Source organism: Streptomyces pseudovenezuelae, from assembly GCF_001513955.1.
GTDB classification, from domain to species: Bacteria; Actinomycetota; Actinomycetes; order Streptomycetales; family Streptomycetaceae; genus Streptomyces; species Streptomyces pseudovenezuelae.
Genome location: NZ_KQ948152.1, coordinates 24,002 through 41,710 on the forward strand (window position 1 = coordinate 24,002; position 17,709 = coordinate 41,710).

Annotated in this window: 19 protein-coding genes and 1 pseudogene; 14 read left to right on the forward strand and 6 right to left on the reverse strand. The window is 71.4% G+C overall.

The genetic code is table 11. From position 1 onward, the window contains the following. The first annotated feature begins 127 nt into the window (after window positions 1-127). From ald to AQI94_RS34475, 9 genes are all read left to right on the forward strand, one after another. On the forward strand, window positions 128-1,243 hold the full coding sequence (ald, locus tag AQI94_RS34435; protein ID WP_107064352.1) for an alanine dehydrogenase: 1,116 nt from the start codon (window positions 128-130) through the stop codon (window positions 1,241-1,243). Between the two features lie 413 nt (window positions 1,244-1,656). Then, entirely contained in the window at window positions 1,657-2,787 is a 1,131-nt protein-coding gene (locus AQI94_RS34440; RefSeq protein ID WP_020117888.1) for a ParA family protein, read from the forward strand. Further along, entirely contained in the window at window positions 2,772-3,344 is a 573-nt protein-coding gene (locus AQI94_RS34445) for a hypothetical protein (RefSeq protein ID WP_031059442.1), read from the forward strand. The genes AQI94_RS34440 and AQI94_RS34445 overlap by 16 nt, the downstream gene beginning before the upstream one ends. Window positions 3,345-4,190: 846 nt before the next feature. Beyond that, complete coding sequence (locus AQI94_RS46090) at window positions 4,191-5,084, forward strand: segregation and condensation protein A (RefSeq protein ID WP_051832960.1); 894 nt, start codon at window positions 4,191-4,193, stop codon at window positions 5,082-5,084. Then, window positions 5,081-5,725 carry an SMC-Scp complex subunit ScpB gene (gene scpB, locus AQI94_RS34455; RefSeq protein WP_031059444.1) on the forward strand — a complete coding sequence of 215 codons (645 nt, stop codon included), beginning with the start codon at window positions 5,081-5,083 and terminating at the stop codon, window positions 5,723-5,725. The genes AQI94_RS46090 and scpB overlap by 4 nt, the downstream gene beginning before the upstream one ends. An 11-nt stretch (window positions 5,726-5,736) precedes the next feature. Continuing rightward, complete coding sequence (locus tag AQI94_RS34460; protein ID WP_031059446.1) at window positions 5,737-6,858, forward strand: pseudouridine synthase; 1,122 nt, start codon at window positions 5,737-5,739, stop codon at window positions 6,856-6,858. A gap of 254 nt (window positions 6,859-7,112) precedes the next feature. Further along, window positions 7,113-7,646: a TIGR03086 family metal-binding protein gene (locus AQI94_RS34465; protein ID WP_031059448.1), complete on the forward strand. Its 534-nt coding sequence runs from the start codon at window positions 7,113-7,115 to the stop codon at window positions 7,644-7,646. Between the two features lie 79 nt (window positions 7,647-7,725). Continuing rightward, window positions 7,726-8,442, forward strand: a complete 717-nt coding sequence (locus AQI94_RS34470; RefSeq protein ID WP_031059450.1) for an NUDIX hydrolase — start codon at window positions 7,726-7,728, stop codon at window positions 8,440-8,442. Further along, complete coding sequence (locus AQI94_RS34475; RefSeq protein ID WP_031059452.1) at window positions 8,439-9,455, forward strand: ADP-ribosylglycohydrolase family protein; 1,017 nt, start codon at window positions 8,439-8,441, stop codon at window positions 9,453-9,455. The genes AQI94_RS34470 and AQI94_RS34475 overlap by 4 nt, the downstream gene beginning before the upstream one ends. 46 nt (window positions 9,456-9,501) lie before the next feature. On the opposite strand, the gene AQI94_RS34480 is transcribed toward AQI94_RS34475, so the two are convergent. The 4 genes and pseudogenes from AQI94_RS34480 to AQI94_RS34495 all read right to left on the reverse strand — a co-directional run bounded on the left by AQI94_RS34480 (window position 9,502) and on the right by AQI94_RS34495 (window position 11,713). Next, window positions 9,502-9,993: a GNAT family N-acetyltransferase gene (locus tag AQI94_RS34480; protein WP_031059454.1), complete on the reverse strand. Its 492-nt coding sequence runs from the start codon at window positions 9,991-9,993 to the stop codon at window positions 9,502-9,504. A gap of 38 nt (window positions 9,994-10,031) precedes the next feature. Continuing rightward, window positions 10,032-10,439: a Rieske (2Fe-2S) protein gene (locus tag AQI94_RS34485; protein ID WP_031059456.1), complete on the reverse strand. Its 408-nt coding sequence runs from the start codon at window positions 10,437-10,439 to the stop codon at window positions 10,032-10,034. Next, window positions 10,436-11,016: pseudogene (locus AQI94_RS34490) on the reverse strand (DUF6529 family protein). Before AQI94_RS34490 ends, AQI94_RS34485 begins: the two are co-directional and overlap by 4 nt. A gap of 22 nt (window positions 11,017-11,038) precedes the next feature. After that, window positions 11,039-11,713 (reverse strand): hypothetical protein, encoded by a 675-nt coding sequence (locus tag AQI94_RS34495; protein ID WP_031059458.1) that lies wholly within the window; start codon window positions 11,711-11,713, stop codon window positions 11,039-11,041. Between the two features lie 233 nt (window positions 11,714-11,946). Between AQI94_RS34495 and aroH the strand changes: the two genes are divergently transcribed. The 5 genes from aroH (at window position 11,947) to der (ending at window position 16,426) form a co-directional block, all read left to right on the forward strand. Continuing rightward, window positions 11,947-12,309 (forward strand): chorismate mutase, encoded by a 363-nt coding sequence (gene aroH, locus AQI94_RS34500; protein ID WP_031059459.1) that lies wholly within the window; start codon window positions 11,947-11,949, stop codon window positions 12,307-12,309. Then, complete coding sequence (locus AQI94_RS34505) at window positions 12,306-13,391, forward strand: prephenate dehydrogenase (protein ID WP_062230091.1); 1,086 nt, start codon at window positions 12,306-12,308, stop codon at window positions 13,389-13,391. The genes aroH and AQI94_RS34505 overlap by 4 nt, the downstream gene beginning before the upstream one ends. A gap of 145 nt (window positions 13,392-13,536) precedes the next feature. Continuing rightward, the gene (gene cmk, locus AQI94_RS34510; RefSeq protein ID WP_031050466.1) at window positions 13,537-14,223 is read left to right on the forward strand and encodes a (d)CMP kinase; all 687 of its coding nucleotides are present in this window, start codon (window positions 13,537-13,539) and stop codon (window positions 14,221-14,223) included. Window positions 14,224-14,279: 56 nt separating this feature from the next. Next, window positions 14,280-14,867, forward strand: a complete 588-nt coding sequence (locus AQI94_RS34515; protein WP_391181674.1) for a lysophospholipid acyltransferase family protein — start codon at window positions 14,280-14,282, stop codon at window positions 14,865-14,867. A gap of 77 nt (window positions 14,868-14,944) precedes the next feature. Then, window positions 14,945-16,426, forward strand: a complete 1,482-nt coding sequence (der, locus tag AQI94_RS34520) for a ribosome biogenesis GTPase Der (RefSeq protein WP_031050472.1) — start codon at window positions 14,945-14,947, stop codon at window positions 16,424-16,426. Between the two features lie 49 nt (window positions 16,427-16,475). Here der and AQI94_RS34525 read toward each other — a convergent pair whose 3' ends face one another. Together AQI94_RS34525 and AQI94_RS34530 are read right to left on the reverse strand one after the other, a co-directional pair. Next, window positions 16,476-16,799, reverse strand: coding sequence for a hypothetical protein (locus AQI94_RS34525; RefSeq protein ID WP_031050475.1), 324 nt, complete (start codon window positions 16,797-16,799; stop codon window positions 16,476-16,478). A 62-nt stretch (window positions 16,800-16,861) separates the two neighbouring features. Next, on the reverse strand, window positions 16,862-17,644 hold the full coding sequence (locus AQI94_RS34530) for a hypothetical protein (RefSeq protein ID WP_031050478.1): 783 nt from the start codon (window positions 17,642-17,644) through the stop codon (window positions 16,862-16,864). Window positions 17,645-17,709: the final 65 nt, after the last annotated feature.

The window sequence follows — 17,709 nt, forward strand, 5'->3', positions numbered from 1 at the left end:
CAGCGGGAACACCTTCATTAGACTGGCTCTGCCGCACCTTCTCCTGCGGTGTCTCCTGGTGTGCTCACGCATGCCCGGGTATGTGTTGTATTGCCCCACACACTCTGAGCCAAGGACCGTGATCCACGTGAAGGTCGGCATCCCCCGCGAGGTCAAGAACAACGAGTTCCGGGTGGCCATCACCCCCGCCGGTGTGCACGAGCTGGTGCGCCACGGCCACCAAGTCGTCATCGAGCGCGGCGCCGGTATCGGCTCCTCCATCCCGGACGAGGAGTACGTCGCCGAGGGCGCCCGGATCCTGGACACCGCCGACGAGGTGTGGGCCACCGCCGACCTGCTGCTGAAGGTCAAGGAGCCGGTCGCCGAGGAGTACCACCGCCTGCGCAAGGACCAGACGCTCTTCACCTACCTGCACCTGGCCGCCTCCAAGGAGTGCACCGACGCGCTCATCGAGTCCGGCACCACCGCGATCGCCTACGAGACCGTCGAGCTGCCCTCCCGCGCGCTCCCGCTGCTCGCCCCGATGTCCGAGGTCGCGGGCCGGCTCGCCCCGCAGGTCGGCGCCTACCACCTGATGCGCTCGGTCGGCGGCCGCGGTGTCCTGCCCGGCGGTGTCCCCGGCACCCAGCCCGCGCGTGCCGTCGTCATCGGCGGCGGTGTCTCCGGCTGGAACGCCACGCAGATCGCCGTCGGCATGGGCTTCCACGTCACGCTGCTCGACCGCGACATCAACAAGCTGCGCGAGGCCGACAAGGTCTTCGGCACCAAGGTCCGGGCGATCATGTCCAACGCCTTCGAGCTGGAGAAGGCCGTCCTCGACGCCGACCTCGTCATCGGCGCGGTGCTCATCCCGGGCGCCAAGGCCCCGAAGCTGGTCACCAACGAGCTCGTCTCCCGGATGAAGCCCGGAAGTGTCCTTGTCGACATCGCGATCGACCAGGGCGGCTGCTTCGAGGACTCCCGGCCGACCACGCACGCCGAGCCGACCTTCCAGGTGCACGACTCGGTCTTCTACTGCGTCGCCAACATGCCGGGCGCGGTGCCCAACACCTCGACCTACGCGCTCACCAACGCGACCCTGCCGTACATCGTCGAACTCGCCGACCGGGGCTGGGTGGAGGCGCTGCGCCGGGATCCCGCGCTGGCGAAGGGTCTCAACACCCATGACGGCAAGGTCGCTTACCGCGAGGTCGCGGAAGCGCACGGCCTGGAGCACACCGAGCTCGAGACGCTGCTCGGCTGAGTCCGTGACCTGGGCCGATAGCTAAGTCACCTTTTCGTAAAGGCGATACGTCAACAAGGCGCGTCAACGAGGCACATGCGGCCGGACCTTGCCCCACAAGGTCCGGCCGGATGTGTGTATGGTCACTTTGCGACTCTCGGTCAACTCGCGTCGAACGTAACCCTTGAACCGATTCGTACACCGGCGAAACCTGCCGTGCGACTGCCGTACGCCCTTGACAGCGGGATGTTTCATTGCCGACACATCCTGCCGGGTCCGGCGGATTGTGTTGCTGTGAACACCCGACACGCCATAGAGTCGCCAACCGTCGGCATGGTGCCACGCTGACCTTGTCTAGAAGTTTCCTGGTCACCAAGGAGGTAAGACGACTTGTGAATGAGTCGACATTTTCTCCCGGGGGTGGTCAACCAGGAATGCCTGCCGGGGCCCAGAGCCCCGCAGGGTTCGAGGCTGTCGGCTCCGTCGCGGTGCGCACCTTCGCAGCCCACCAGAGTCGTCCGCAGACCGTGCGGACAGCACACCAGAGCATGGATGGCCATCACGTGAACGCCATGGCCGGCGACGGAAGTGGCGCGCCCCACAACCACTTCGCCGACTACGACGAATTGCCCGAGGGGCACTTCTACGACCCCGACGCCGAGTACGAGCCGGATCCTGAGTACGCAGCCACGCTCGCGCCCGACGCGGCCCGTCAGCGCCGCGAGCGCGTCGGTCCGACCGGACGCCCGCTGCCGTACTTCCCGATCCCGGGCCCGCTGACCGACCACGGCCCCGCGAAGATCATCGCGATGTGCAACCAGAAGGGCGGCGTGGGCAAGACGACGTCGACCATCAACCTGGGTGCCGCGCTCGCGGAGTACGGCCGGCGCGTGCTGCTCGTGGACTTCGACCCGCAGGGCGCGCTGTCGGTGGGTCTCGGTGTCAACCCGATGGAGCTCGACCTCACCGTCTACAACCTGCTCATGGAGCGGGGCATGGCGGCCGACGAGGTCCTGCTGAAGACCGCGGTCCCCAACATGGACCTGCTGCCGAGCAATATCGACTTGTCGGCGGCGGAGGTCCAGCTGGTCTCCGAGGTCGCCCGAGAGTCGACATTGCAGCGTGCCCTGAAGCCGCTCATGGCCGACTACGACTACATCGTGATCGACTGTCAGCCCTCGCTCGGCCTGCTCACGGTCAACGCCCTGACGGCCGCGCACAAGGTGATAGTGCCTCTGGAGTGCGAGTTCTTCGCCCTGCGTGGTGTCGCACTGCTGACGGAGACCATCGAGAAGGTCCAGGAGCGGCTCAACCCGGAGCTGGAGCTCGACGGGATCCTCGCCACGATGTACGACTCGCGCACGGTCCACAGCCGTGAGGTGCTGGCCCGTGTGGTCGAGGCGTTCGACGACCACGTGTACCACACGGTCATCGGGCGCACGGTGCGCTTCCCGGAGACCACGGTCGCCGGTGAGCCGATCACCACGTACGCCTCCAACTCCGTCGGTGCCGCCGCCTATCGCCAGCTCGCCAGGGAGGTGCTCGCCCGGTGTCACGCCGAGTGAGTCTGCCGGGGGCCGACGAACTGTTCCGTACGACAGGGGGGATGGCGCTCCAGGCGTCCACTCCCCGGCGGGGGGCCAACGGCGAGGCCCGGGTACCGGCTCCCGCGGGGGAGCCGGACGGGGCCGAGGACGCGCCGCAGTCCGTGCCCGCACAGGGCGGGGACGGCGACGGGGCCGAGCATGTGGCGGCCGACGCCGAGTCCGCGGAGGCGGGCGAGTCCCGTCTCCGGGCGGCCGCCGCGGAGCGCACCGCGCGACGTCAGGAGGCGCAGGAAGGTTCTGCCCAGGCCTCCGGCGGTGCGCAGCCGCGCGGCAAGCGCGGCCGGTCGCCCGCCCGGCGGCCCAGTGGGCGCGAGCGGCACGACGAGAAGATCACCGTGTACGTGTCGGCCGAGGAGCTCATGGATCTGGAGCACGCCCGTCTGGTGCTCCGGGGTGAGCACGGGCTGGCGGTGGACCGCGGGCGGATCGTGCGCGAGGCGGTCGCCGTGGTGCTGGCGGATCTGGAGTCCCGCGGGGACGCGAGCATTCTCGTCCGCCGGCTGCGCGGGCGGTAGCGGTAGCCTGCGGGGGCTATGACCTCGAACGACGTTCCCCCCGGCTCCGGCGCGACGGCCGGCCGTCGGCGTGCGCTGGGGCGGGGACCGGTTGCTCCGCAGGTCGAGCGGGACGATGCGGCGGCGCCGGTCTCGGATGGGACGCCGGTCTCGGAGGCCCCGAGGATCGAGCCCAGGGCGGCCGGGACGGCGGGAGCCGAGGTCGCGGATGACTTGGTCGTAGGGACTGGGGTCGCGGGCGCTGAGGCCGGGGCGGCGGAAGTCGCGGGGGCCGAAGGCGCGGAAGCCGCGGGCGCGAGGGCTGAGGCTGCGGGAGCCGAGGTCGCGGGGTCCGCGGTTGTAGAGACCGGGGTCGCGGTAGTCGAGGCCGGGGCGGCAGGGGCCGAGGGCACGGAAGCTGCGGGCGCGAGGGCTGAGGCCGCGGCTGCGGGGCGCTCGGGGTCCGAGGTCGTAGGGACTGGTGCTGCGGTAGTCGAGGCCAGGGCCGCGGAGACAGCAGGGGCCGGGACTGCGGAAGTCTCGGGGGCCGAGGGCGCGAAGGCTTCGGTAATCGGGGCCGGGGCGGCAGAGGTCGTAGGGGCCGTGGACGCCGAGGCCGGGACTGCGGACGCCGTGGATGCACGGGCCGGGACTGCGGAAGTCTCGGGGGCCGAGGGCGCGGAAGCCACGGGCGCAGGGGCCGAGGTCACAGCTGAGGAGATCGCGGGGGCAGCGGTCGTAGAGGCCGGAACTGCCGACGCTGAGGCCAGGGCTGTGGAGGCCGTGGGGTCCGGGGGCGTAGGGACCGGAGTCGCGGACGTCGAGGCCGGGGCGGCGGAGGCGGTAGGGCCCGCAGGTGCTGAAGGCGTGGGTGCAGGGGCCGGGTACGCGGACGCGGAGGTCGCGCAGGGGGGCGTCGTAGCGGCCGAGGGCTCTGCCGGGGGTGGTGAGTCCGACGGGGTCTTCAAGGTTCGGCTTGCCAACTTCGAGGGGCCCTTCGACCTTCTTCTCCAGCTGATCTCCAAGCACAAGCTGGACGTGACCGAGGTCGCGCTCTCCAAGGTCACCGACGAGTTCATGACGTACATCCGGGCCATGGGGCCGGACTGGGATCTCGACGAGACGACCGAGTTCCTCGTCGTCGCCGCCACCCTCCTCGACCTGAAGGCGGCCCGGCTGCTGCCCGCCGCGCAGGTGGAGGACGAGGCCGACCTGGCGCTGCTGGAGGCCCGGGACCTGCTCTTCGCGCGGCTGCTCCAGTACCGCGCGTACAAGCAGATCGCCGACATCTTCAACCGGCGGCTCGACGAGGAGGCCCGGCGCTACCCCCGTACCGTCGGACTCGAACCGCACCACGCCGAGCTGCTGCCCGAGGTCGTCATCAGCATCGGGCCCGAGGGGTTCGCGAAGCTCGCCGTGAAGGCGATGCAGCCCAAGCCCAAGCCGCAGGTGTACGTCGACCACATCCACGCGCCCCTGGTGAGCGTCCAGGAGCAGGCCGGGATCGTGGTCGCGCGGCTCAGGGAACTCGGTGAGGCCAGTTTCCGGCTGCTGGTGGAGGACGCCGACGGCACCCTGACCGTCGTGGCGCGCTTCCTGGCGCTGCTGGAGCTGTACCGGGAGAAGGCCGTGGCGCTGGACCAGGAGACCGCTCTCGGGGAGCTGCTCGTGCGGTGGACCGGCGGTGAGGGAGAGGCGGAACCGGTGGTGACCGACGAGTTCGACCGGCCGCCCGAGCCGCCCAAGGAGGAGAAGGCGTGAGCGAGGACACCACCGAGGTCCCGGCGGGGCTGTCGGCCGTCGCCGAGCTCGACCTCAAGCCGGCCCTGGAGGCCGTCCTGATGGTCGTGGACGAGCCCGCGACCGAGGAGCACCTGTCGAAGATCCTGGAGCGGCCGAAGCGGCAGATCACCCGGGCGCTCAGGGAACTGGCGGGCGAGTACGCCGCCCAGGGGCGTGGCTTCGAGCTGCGGCATGTCGCGAACGGATGGCGGTTCTACACCCGGGCCGCGTACGCCCCGGCCGTGGAACGGTTCGTCCTGGACGGCCAGCAGGCCCGGCTCACCCAGGCGGCGCTGGAGACTCTGGCGGTGGTCGCCTACCGTCAGCCGGTCAGCCGCAGCAGGGTTTCCGCGGTGCGTGGAGTGAACTGTGACGGTGTGATGCGCACCCTCCTCCAGCGGGGCCTGGTCGCGGAGGCGGGCACGGAACCCGAAACAGGTGCGATCCTGTACGTGACGACGAACTACTTCCTGGAGCGGATGGGCCTGCGCGGTCTGGACGAGCTCCCGGAGCTCGCGCCCTTCCTCCCGGAGGCGGAGGCGATCGAGGCCGAGACCCAGGAAGCCGTACCGTCGTTCGATCCGGACGCTCCGGATTCCGAGGACCCAGACGACAACTAGACGGAAACTTGATGCGAAGCAGCAGCGGCAGGAACAGCAGCGGAAACAACGGCGGGAGCCGTGGTGGCAACAGCGGCGGCCGCGGCGGGAGCAGCGGGGGCCGCGGCAACTACCGCGGCGCCGGCAACGACCGCGACGACAAGCAGGGCGGCCGGCCGAAGAAGCCCCGCCCCGAGGAGCGGCGCTACGACGTGGGCCCCGGCGGCACCCACGAAGGACCGAAGTCCGGGCGCGGTGCCTCCGCGCGCGGCGGCGCCAAGGGCGGCCCCAAGCAGGGCCAGAGCACCGGACGCGGCCGTTCGGCTCCGGCGAGTTCCCGTGAGTACGACGCCCGGGCCGAGGAGCGCAACCGGGAGCGGTACGCCGGCAAGAAGGACGTGAAGCCGCCGAAGACCTTCCCGGGCGCCGAGCAGGAGGGCGAGCGGCTGCAGAAGATCCTCGCGCGCGCGGGCTACGGCTCGCGGCGGTCCTGCGAGGAGCTCATCGAGCAGGCGCGGGTCGAGGTCAACGGCGAGATCGTGCTGGAGCAGGGCAAGCGGGTCGACCCGGAGAAGGACGAGGTCAAGGTCGACGGCCTGACCGTGGCGACGCAGTCGTACCAGTTCTTCTCGCTGAACAAGCCCGCCGGTGTCGTCTCGACGATGGAGGACAACGAGGGCCGGCAGTGCCTCGGCGACTACGTCACCAACCGTGAGACGCGGCTCTTCCACGTGGGACGGCTCGACACCGAGACCGAGGGCGTGATCCTGCTCACCAACCACGGCGAGCTGGCGCACCGGCTGACCCACCCCAAGTACGGCGTGAAGAAGGTCTACCTCGCGCACATCGTGGGCCCGATCCCGCGGGACCTGGGCAAGCAGCTCAAGGACGGCATCCAGCTGGAGGACGGGTACGCGCGCGCGGACCACTTCCGGGTCGTCGAGCAGACCGGCAAGAACTACCTCGTCGAGGTGACCCTCCACGAGGGGCGCAAGCACATCGTCCGCCGGATGCTCGCCGAGGCGGGCTTCCCGGTCGACAAGCTGGTGCGCGTCGCCTTCGGTCCCATCACCCTGGGCGACCAGAAGTCGGGCTGGCTGCGGCGGCTGTCCAACACCGAGGTCGGCATGCTGATGAAGGAAGTCGACCTGTAGTCCCTCCACGCGTGTGTATGCGGCCGGTTCCGGAATCCTCCGGGGCCGGCCGATGCGTTTTCGCCCTGCCCCTGGTCTGTATCCATGACGGAGGGAGCGGGGATGGACGCGAGGCAGGGAAACCGCGGCGAGAGGTACCCGACAGTGCTGGAGGGCCGTGTGCGGCCTTCGCGGCCGGTCAGGCTCCCCGGGGTCCGGGAGGCGCCTGCGAGGCCACTGAGGGGCTGCTGCGGCGGTCGGGCGGAGGTGCTGTCATGAGCGCCGGGGAGTTGCTGGAGCGTTCGCTCGCCTACGCGCTCGGCAGCGTGGCCGGGGCGCGGCGCGTGAGTCTCGACAGGGGTACGCCGTGCGCCGAGTGGGATCTGGGTGAGCTGCTGGAGCACCTCGACGACTCGCTGGACGCGCTGTACGAGGGGCTCAGCGGCGGGCGGATCGGTCTGCTCCCGCACACGGACCGGGTCTGCGGCTTCCGCACCCGCGCGTGTGCCGTGCTCGGCGCCTGGGCCGCCGGGCCGCCCGAGGGGGTGCTGGTGGGCGAACGCCCGCTGGACGTACGGGTGATGGCTGCCGTCGGCGCCGTCGAGATCACCGTGCACGGATGGGACGTGGCCCGGTCCTGCGGTCGGCCGCGGCCCGTTCCGGAGGGCCTCGCGGCCGAACTCCTGTCCGTCGCCCGGTGCGTGGTGGGGGAGGAGGACCGGGGCGTGCGGTTCGGTGCACCGGTGGCTGTCCCGTCCGGCTCGCCCGCCGGGACACGGCTCCTCGCCTTCCTGGGCCGGTGCCTCTAGGGGCTTGTCGAGCACCCCGAAGCCCCTTTATAGTCGTGATGACTATTAGTCATGCTGACCATAAAGGGGGCGAGTGCGAGTGGACTACGACAAGTACGCCCACGAACCCTTCGCCGTCACCGTCGACCTCGCCGTCCTCACCATCGCCGAGGGCGCCCTGCACGCGCTGCTCGTGGAGCGAGGGCAGGAGCCGTACGCCGGACACTGGGCGCTGCCCGGGGGGTTCGTGCACCCGGACGAGTCCGCGGAGACGGCGGCCCGGCGTGAACTCGCCGAGGAGACCGGGCTGTCGGACCTCTCCGGCCTGCACCTGGAGCAGCTGCGGACCTACAGCGAGCCCGACCGCGACCCCCGGATGCGGGTCGTCTCCGTCGCGTTCGCCGCACTGCTGCCCGATCCTCCCGAGCCGCACGGCGGCAGCGACGCGGCCGAGGCCCGCTGGGTGCCGTACGGCAAGGCGGGACCGCTCGCCTTCGACCACGACCGGATCCTGGCCGACGCCCACGAACGTGTCGGCGCCAAGCTGGAGTACACCTGCCTCGCCACCGCCTTCTGCCCGCCCGAGTTCACCCTCGGCGAGCTCCAGCAGGTGTACGAGACCGTGTGGGGCACCACCCTGGACCGGCCCAACTTCCGCCGCAAGGTGCTCGCCACGCCCGGCTTCGTCGAGGCCGTCCCCGGCGCCGCGCGGCTGACCGGCGGCCGCGGCAAACCGGCGGCGCTCTACCGCGCGGGACCGGCCGCCACCCTGCACCCCCCTCTCCTCCGACCGTCCCCGGAAGGACGCCCGGCATGACCATGATCCTGACCAAACGCGCCGCCACCGGCACCCTCGTCGGCCTCGCCCTCGGGGACGCCCTGGGCTTCCCGACCGAGTTCAACGACGTGCGGTCGATCCTCGCCAGGTGCGGGCCGTGGCGGGAGATGGAGCTGTGCACGCCGGCCGTCGTCAGCGACGACACCCAGATGACGCTGGCCGTTGGCAGAGGACTGCGCGCGGCGATGGACCGGGGCGTGCTCGGGCCCGAGATGGCGGAGCCGATCCGGCGGGAGTTCATCGCCTGGAACCGTTCCCCGGAGAACAACCGTGCCCCCGGCAACACCTGCCTGCGGGCCTGCGACCTGCTGGAGCGCACGGATCTGCCCTGGCAGGACGCGAGCCAGATCGGCTCCAAGGGTTGCGGCGCCAACATGCGCGTGGCCCCCGTCGGGCTCGTCCCCGGACTCAGTGACGAACAGCGCGCGGGCGCCGCCCAGTTGCAGGCCGCGCTCACCCACGGACACCCGACGGCGCTCGCCGCGTCCGACCTCACCGCGCGTGCCGTGCGGCTGCTCGCGCAGGGCGCCGGGCCGGGTGAACTGGTCGGGCTCCTGCGGTCGTACGCGCTGGTGAACCGGGGTCAGTACCACGAGCGTTGGCTCGGCGGTCTGTGGGAGAGGAGCCAGGATCCGACGCGCGGGCAGTTCATCGCGCGCGGCTGGGACGAGTGCCTGGCCGTCCTCGACCGGCTCGACGACGCCGTGCGCAACGCCTCGCCGGAGGAGGACCCGTGCCTGGCCACCGGGGCGGGCTGGATCGCCGAAGAGGCCCTGGCGACCGGGCTGTTGTGCTTCCTGCAGTTCCCGGACGAGCCGCTGACGGCCCTGCGGCGGGCGGCGTGCAGCTCCGGCGACTCCGACTCGATCGCCTGCCTGACGGGCGCCTTCGCGGGCGCCCATCTGGGAGCGGAGGCGTGGCCGGTCGAGTGGGCCGACCGGATCGAGTACGGCAGTGAACTGGTGACCCTCGGGGCGCTCTGGGACTCCTGAGACTGCGGCCGGCGGACCGGCCGGGTCGGCGAGGGCTTGTGCCGACCTAGGTCAGATCGCGCTGGTACCAGGTGCCCGGCTTGCCGCCGAGTTCGGATGGATCGGCCGGACCGACGGGGACGAAACCGGCCTTGACCAGCACTTTCCGGGACGCGATGTTCTCGTGGGCGGTGGCCGCCCGCAGGGTGCGCAGCCCGTACCGCGCCGCCGCCAGGTCGCACAGCTCCAGGACGGTCGCGGTCGCCGTACCGCGGCCGGTCGCGTGCTGCGCGACCCGGTAGCCGAGTACGGCACCACCGTCCTCGAAGTCGTACAGGTTGAACCGCCCCAGCACCGAACCGTCCTCGGCGACGAGCACGTGGAAAGCGCAGATGCCGGCCTCCTGCTCGGCCAGCAGGGCGTCGAACCGGTCGGTGAACCGGTCGAAGAAGTCGTCACCGCGGTCGGAGACCGCGGCGGCGAAGTACGCGCGGTTCGCCAGCTCGAAAGCCAGGACCGCCGGGGCGTGACCAGCACGCAACTGTTTCAGCTCGGGCACCGCCCGACTCTATCCGGACGCCGCGCCGGGGCCGGGCGCTAGGCGAGCTCGATCGAGTCCCCGTTGACCTTGATCTGCTTCTCGGGCAGCGGGCGGTTGGCCGGCGGGTTGGCCACCGAACCGTCCGTGATGTTGAACTTGCTGCCGTGGCAGGGGCAGTTGATGGTGCCGCCGGAGACGCTGGTCACCTGGCAGCCCTGGTGGGTGCAGATGTCCGAGAAGGCCTTGAACTCGCCCTTCTTCGGCTGGGTGACGACGACCTTCTCGTCCTTGAAGATCTTCCCGCCGCCGACCGGGATCTCGCTCGTCTTCGCCAGTTCGGTGCCGGCCTGCACCGAGCTGGAGCCGGAGGCGCCGTTCCCGTCGCCGTACTCGCCGCACCCGGCGGTCAGCGTCGCCGCACCCGTCGCGAGAAGGATCGTGCGCCGCGTCGGGCTGTGCGTCATGTCGTGACTCCGAAGGTGCGGAAGAACCAGAGGGCGGAGGTCAGCCACAGGATCGTCAGCGCGCTGAAGACGAGCCCGCCGACGATCGGCAGCAACCACCCGGGAAGGCGCTCCGAGCGGAGCAGCAGCATCTTGGCACTGAACACTCCGAAGAAGAAACAACCCAGGAGGGAGTGCCACAGAACGCGTGATTCGTACGACTGGAAGCCCAGCGCGTACAGGCAGTGCACCGCGACCGGCACCGCGACGAGGAACGCCACTCGGCCGGACCAGCGGTGCGCGGTGGCGGCCCAGCGCGGGCCCGGCAGCTTGCCGTACAGCATCAGCGCCGACACGAGCTGCACGAGCGCGAAGAAGACGCGACCGTCGCGAGCCATGACTTCACCGCGCCGGTACTGCTGAAGCCGGCGAGGTTGAAGGCCGTCCCCGCCGGGTCGTGGACCTTGCCGTAGGCGCCGAGGGCGACCGCCACCGCGGCGGCGACCAGGGCCGGGATCAGATAGCGGGCCGCGCCGGGGCGGCGCTCGGGTTCGGGCGAGGGCCAGCTCTGGGTGGCCGCATTCGGGTCGACGGTCATGATCGGCTCCCTCGGGAGGAGGTCAGGGGGTTACCGGGCGGGCCGTGAGCTGCTGTCCGTCGACCGTCACCGCACCGGTCCCGGGGTCGATCTCCGGTGCCGGGGAGGACTTGCCGTCGCGCTTGAGGATGCCGACCTGCTCGCCGTCCGGCAGGACGATCCAGCCGCCCTCGATCCGTGCGCCGGCCACCGTGCTGTTCGCGCGGTAGAGCCCGGACGACTTCTTCGTCCTGCCGATGCCGAAGGCGTGGTTCCCGCTGCCGACGTGGGCAGTGCCGCGGATCTCCTTCGTCCCGCGCACCTTGCCGTCCAGGCTCGCGCCGCCCTTTCCGGTGAGCCGCAGGCTGCCGTCGTCCCGCACGTCGCCCTGGAGCCACGACTCGATGTTGTGGCCGTCGCAGACGTACGCGATCGCCTTGCCGTCGCGCACCGTGATCGCGACCGCGGAGGAGTCGTCGTCGGTACGGCCCGTGTAGACGCCCTCGGGCACCGGAGTCCGGGCCGGGGACGGGCTGGGCGGCGCGGACGTCGGCGCGGTGCTCGGTGACGCCTTGGTGCCGGGCGACGACTTCACGGACGCCGACGGCTCGACCGACGCCGAGGTGGGCTTCTCTCCCGTCGTCGCGTTGAGCGAGAGCATGAACAGGCCGACCAGCAATCCCGCGAGCAGGGTCAGCAACGGTCCGGAACGCTTCATGAAATGGGGCCTCCCCCGAGGCGAGTTTCCTGCCATCAGAGCGGACCCGGGGTCCCGCGTCCAGAGGCGCACGGGTGTGTATTCACCCCTGGTAGCGGAACTGGGACATTCGGGTGACATCGGAACGGTCCGGGAGGCCGTCTCAGGAGGCGGGCGCCGCACCCCCGCCCCGCACGGGCTGACTAGGCTGGTCGTACAGAGAGCCGGGTTGTACATCAGCGAGGAGCAATGCCGTGGCGGTACGAGCGGTCCGGGGCGCCGTCCAACTCGAACAGGACGAGGCCGGCCACATGGACGAGCAGGTCGGAGCGCTGCTCACCGCCATCATGGAGCGGAACGAGCTGACCCCGGACGACCTGATCAGCATCTGGTTCACGGCCACGCCCGACCTGCACAGCGACTTCCCGGCGGCCGCGGCCCGCAAGCTCGGCATCGTCGACGTACCGCTGATCTGCGCGCAGGAGCTGGACATCGAGGGCGCCATGCCCCGGGTCGTCCGCGTGCTCGCGCACATCGAGTCCGACCGGCCCCGCGCCGACATCGCGCACGTCTACCTCGGCGCCGCGGCCGCCCTGCGCAAGGACATCGCCCAGTGAGGACCGCACTCGTCATCGGGACCGGTCTGATCGGGACGTCCGCCGCGCTGGCGCTCGCCGGGCGTGGCGTCACCGTCCACCTCGCCGACCACGACCCCGAGCAGGCCCGCACGGCCGCGGCCCTCGGCGCGGGCACGGACGAGGCACCCGAGGGGCCCGTGGACCTCGCGATCGTCGCCGCGCCGCCCGCGCACGTGGCCGCGGTGCTGGCCGACGCGATGGGGCGGGGAGTGGCCCGCGGGTACATCGACGTCGCCAGCGTGAAGGGCGGGCCGCGGCGGGAGCTGGAGGGGCTGGGCCTCGACCTCTCCTCGTACATCGGCACGCATCCGATGTCCGGGCGCGAGAAGTCCGGGCCGCTGGCCGCCTCCGGGGATCTCTTCGAGGGGCGGCCCTGGGTGCTGACCCCCACCCGGGACACCGACACCGAGGTGCTGAACCTCGCGCTGGAGCTGGTCTCGCACTGCCGCGCGGTGCCCGTGGTCATGGACGCCGACGCCCACGACCGAGCCGTGGCGCTCGTCTCGCACATGCCCCATCTGGTCTCCAGCATGGTCGCGGCCCGGCTCGAACACGCCGAGGAGGCCGCCGTACGGCTGTGCGGCCAGGGCATCCGGGACGTGACCCGGATCGCCGCGTCCGAACCGGGGATGTGGATCGACATCCTCTCCGCGAACCCGGGCCCGGTGGCCGATCTGCTCACCGATGTAGCCGGGGACCTGGAGGAGACGGTGCGGGCGCTGCGGGCCCTGCAGTCCGCGGACGAGGCGAAGCGGGTCGAGGGCACGTCCGGGATCGAGGACATGCTGCGGCGGGGGAACGCCGGGCAGGTGCGGGTGCCCGGCAAGCACGGGTCCGCTCCTCGGGTGTACGAGGTCGTGGCCGTGCTCATCGACGACCAGCCGGGCCAGCTCGCCCGGATCTTCGCGGACGCGGGGCGGGCGGGGGTCAACATCGAGGACGTGCGGATCGAGCATGCGACAGGGCAGCAGGCCGGTCTGGTGCAGCTGATGGTGGAGCCGTCGGCCGCACCGGTGCTCGCGGCCTCGTTGCGGGAGCGGGGCTGGGCCATTCGGCAGTAGGGGCCCGCCCCGCGGCCCCCGTCCGGCCCGGACCGGCGCCGATCGGGCACGCGTCCGGACGAGTGACGCGCACCCAGTAACCTGGTGCGGGGCACAGTCGCGCCCCCACACCACTCGCCAGACCGCACCCGAAAGGTGTCCCCCCGTGGAAAACGGCGCCGCCCAGCCCGTGATTGTCGCCATCGACGGCCCCTCCGGCACGGGCAAGTCGAGCACCTCGAAGGCTGTCGCCGCACAGCTGGGGCTGAGCTACCTGGACACCGGCGCCCAGTACCGGGCGATCACCTGGTGGATGGTGACCAACGGGATCGACATCGACGACCCGACCGCGATCGCCGCCGTGGCGGGCAAGCCGGAGATCGTCTCCGGCACCGACCCGGAGAACCCGACGATCACGGTGGACGGCACGGACGTGGCCGGCCCGATCCGGAGCCAGGAGGTCACGTCCAAGGTCAGCGCCGTGAGCGCCGTGCCCGAGGTGCGGGCCCGGATCACCGAGCTGCAGCGGTCCCTGGCCACCTCCGCCGAGAAGGGGATCGTCGTCGAGGGCCGGGACATCGGTACGACCGTGCTGCCCGACGCCGACCTCAAGGTCTTCCTCACCGCCTCGCCGGAGGCCCGCGCCGCCCGCCGCAGCGGGGAGCTGAAGAGCACGGACGTCCAGGCCACCCGCGAGGCGCTGATCAAGCGGGACGCGGCCGACTCCAGCCGCAAGACCTCGCCGCTCGCCAAGGCGGACGACGCGGTCGAGGTGGACACCACCGAGCTCACCCTCGCGCAGGTCATCGAGTGCGTCGTCACCCTCGTCGAGGAGAAGCGGGCCGGCAAGTGAGCGAACTGCCATCGGGACGGGGCGCCGAGGTCGGGCGGCGGATCGGCGTCGGCCTGATGTACGGGCTGTGGAGGCCGCGGGTGCTCGGCGCCTGGCGGATGCCCCCGACCGGGCCGGCGATCCTCGCCGTCAACCACTCCCACAACATCGACGGCCCGATGGTCATGGGCGTCTCCCCCCGGCCGACGCACTTCCTGATCAAGAAGGAGGCGTTCGTCGGGCCGCTCGATCCCTTCCTGACCGGCATCGGGCAGGTCAAGGTGGACCGCTCGGTCGCCGACCGCGGGGCGATCACCCGGGCGCTCGACGTGCTCAAGGCCGGCGGGGTTCTCGGTATCTTCCCGGAGGGCACCCGGGGCGAGGGCGACTTCGCCTCCCTGCGGGCCGGGCTCGCGTACTTCGCGGTGCGCAGCGGGGCGCCGGTCGTGCCGGTGGCGGTGCTGGGAAGCTCCGGGAAGCCGGGACGGTTGATAAAGGGGCTGCCTCCGCTGCGCAGCCGGGTCGACGTCGTCTTCGGCGACCCCTTCGAGGCGGGCGACGGCAGCGGCCGGCGCACGCGCAAGGCGCTCGACGAGGCGACCGAGCGCATCCAGAAGCAGCTCAGCGCGCACCTGGAAAACGCCAGGCGCCTGACCGGGCGCTAGGCGACACTGAGTAGTGGATCAAACCGGCGGAAAACCGGGGATCCACCGATCACCACGATGAACGAGGTACGGACTTCATGAACGACCACATCCACTCCGAGGGCTCGGGCGAGGAGCACGACCACGGGGCGCTTGGCGATGCCGAGTACGCGGAGTTCATGGAGCTCGCCGCGGAAGAGGGCTTCGACGTCGAGGACGTCGAGGGGGCCATCGAGGCGGCCGGTCACGGCCCGCTCCCCGTGCTCGCCGTCGTCGGACGCCCGAACGTCGGCAAGTCGACTCTGGTGAACCGCATCATCGGGCGCCGCGAGGCCGTCGTGGAGGACAAGCCCGGCGTCACCCGCGACCGCGTCACCTACGAGGCCGAGTGGGCGGGGCGCCGCTTCAAGGTCGTCGACACCGGCGGCTGGGAGCAGGACGTCCTCGGCATCGACGCCTCCGTGGCCGCGCAGGCCGAGTACGCGATCGAGGCCGCCGACGCCGTCGTGTTCGTCGTCGACGCCAAGGTCGGTGCCACCGACACCGACGAGGCGGTCGTACGACTGCTGCGCAAGGCCGGCAAGCCCGTGGTGCTGGCCGCCAACAAGGTCGACGGCCTGAGCGGCGAGTCCGACGCGGCGTACCTGTGGTCCCTGGGCCTCGGCGAGCCGCACCCCGTCTCCGCGCTGCACGGCCGGGGCACCGGCGACATGCTGGACGCCGTCCTCGAGGCCCTGCCGGAGGCGCCCGAGCAGACCTTCGGCGGCGCCGGGATCGGCGGTCCCCGCCGGATCGCGCTGATCGGCCGCCCGAACGTCGGCAAGTCCTCGCTGCTGAACAAGGTGGCCGGCGAGGAGCGGGTGGTCGTCAACGAGATGGCCGGCACCACCCGTGACCCGGTCGACGAGCTGATCGAACTCGGCGGCGTCACCTGGAAGTTCGTCGACACCGCCGGTATCCGCAAGCGGGTCCACCTCCAGCAGGGCGCTGACTACTACGCCTCGCTGCGTACCGCCGCCGCCGTCGAGAAGGCCGAGGTGGCGGTCATCCTGATCGACGGCTCCGAGTCCATCTCGGTCCAGGACCAGCGGATCGTCACGATGGCCGTCGAGGCGGGCCGTGCGATCGTCCTCGCCTACAACAAGTGGGACACCCTCGACGAGGAGCGCCGCTACTACCTGGAGCGGGAGATCGAGACCGAGCTCGGCCAGGTCGCCTGGGCACCGCGGGTCAACGTCTCGGCGCGCACCGGCCGGCACATGGAGAAGCTGGTCCCCGCGATCGAGACGGCTCTCGCGGGCTGGGAGACGCGCGTGCCGACCGGGCGCCTGAACGCCTTCCTCGGTGAGCTGGTCGCCGCCCACCCGCACCCGATCCGGGGCGGCAAGCAGCCGCGCATCCTCTTCGGCACCCAGGCCGGCACCAAGCCGCCGCGGTTCGTGCTCTTCGCCTCCGGGTTCATCGAGGCGGGCTACCGGCGCTTCATCGAGCGCCGGCTGCGCGAGGAGTTCGGCTTCGACGGCACCCCGATCCACATCTCGGTGCGGGTGCGCGAGAAGCGCGGCGCGAAGAAGAAGTGACGCAGGCATGAGGAAGGGCGGCCCCGACGGGGCCGCCCTTCCTCATGTCTCAGTTCCCTCGGCGCGGACCGGGCGGCAGCGCCGCCGGGACGTGCTGCATCCCGGTGTGCTGCTGCCCGATGTGTCCCACCCGCTGCCACTGCGACTGCTGGCGGGCGCTGAACGCCCCCGCGCTGTAGGCGCTGTACGAGCTGCTGAAGGAGCCCGAGGCGTGCGGGGTGTTCCCGAACGCCGTGAAGCCCAGCTCCTCCTCGCCGCTGCGGTCGCCCGGCAGCGAACGGAAGGTCTTGACGTACTCGGAGTAGAGCGCGTCGTAGATCGGCGTGGCCGATGGTCCGCCGGGAAACCGGCGCGGAGCGTCGTATGGGTGCACACAGGTCCAAACGACACCGGGGACCCCGGGGATGCGGTCCGGCGTGATCCTTCAGCCGGTCTTCACGTCCCGGCGAGAGGCATCGCGGCCGCGACCAGCTTTCCGTTCGCCGCCGCCTTGTCCAGGGCGTCCCGCAGCAGGTCCTCCCGGGGCTGCCGGCCGATGGACCCCACCGGCGCGGCGAACATCAGCACCTGCTGGTGCTTGTTGGCGGCGGCCCGCCAGCTCTCCGTCACCTGGAGCGGCTGGTGCGCCTGCCACCAGGCCACCGGCTGCCCGCCGGTCGGCGACGGCTGGAGCACCGCGTGCAGCTGCCCCACCGCCAGCAGCACGGACCATCCGTGCAGCACGGACGGCACCGACTCGATCGCCGTCAACGGCATGAACCCCTGCTCGATCAGCAGCGGAAGGAAGTCGTCGCCGCGTCCCGTCGCGCCCGGCCGCGCGATCGGCCCGGTCGGCTCCACGACCAGGGCCGGGTGCAACTCCCCGGCGATCAGGATGAGTCCGCTGGTCACCCCGAGCACCGCCTGCTCGGGTACGACCTTGTCGGGGTCCAGGTCGACGGTGTCGCCGGTGATGGACTTCACCGCTCCCCGGAGCTGTTCCTCGGTGACCTGGACGACCTGGGAGGGCAGGCAGGTGGCGTGGGCGAAGGCCAGCACGGCGGTCTCGTCGCCGATGAACAGGACGGTGCTGGTGCGCTCCTGTTCGGAGTCGCCCTGGGTGCGGCAGGACGTGCAGTCGTAGCCGCCGGGGGCGTTCTCTCCGGCGAGCAGCCGGTCGGCTTCTTCGTCGCCGATCTCAGCGCGTACCTCGTCGCTGACGTCGAGCATGCGCGGCACGGGTGGCTCCCTCGGGAAGTGGTGCGTGGCGGGACCGGGTGGCTCCCGGCCCGTGAACCGGGCGG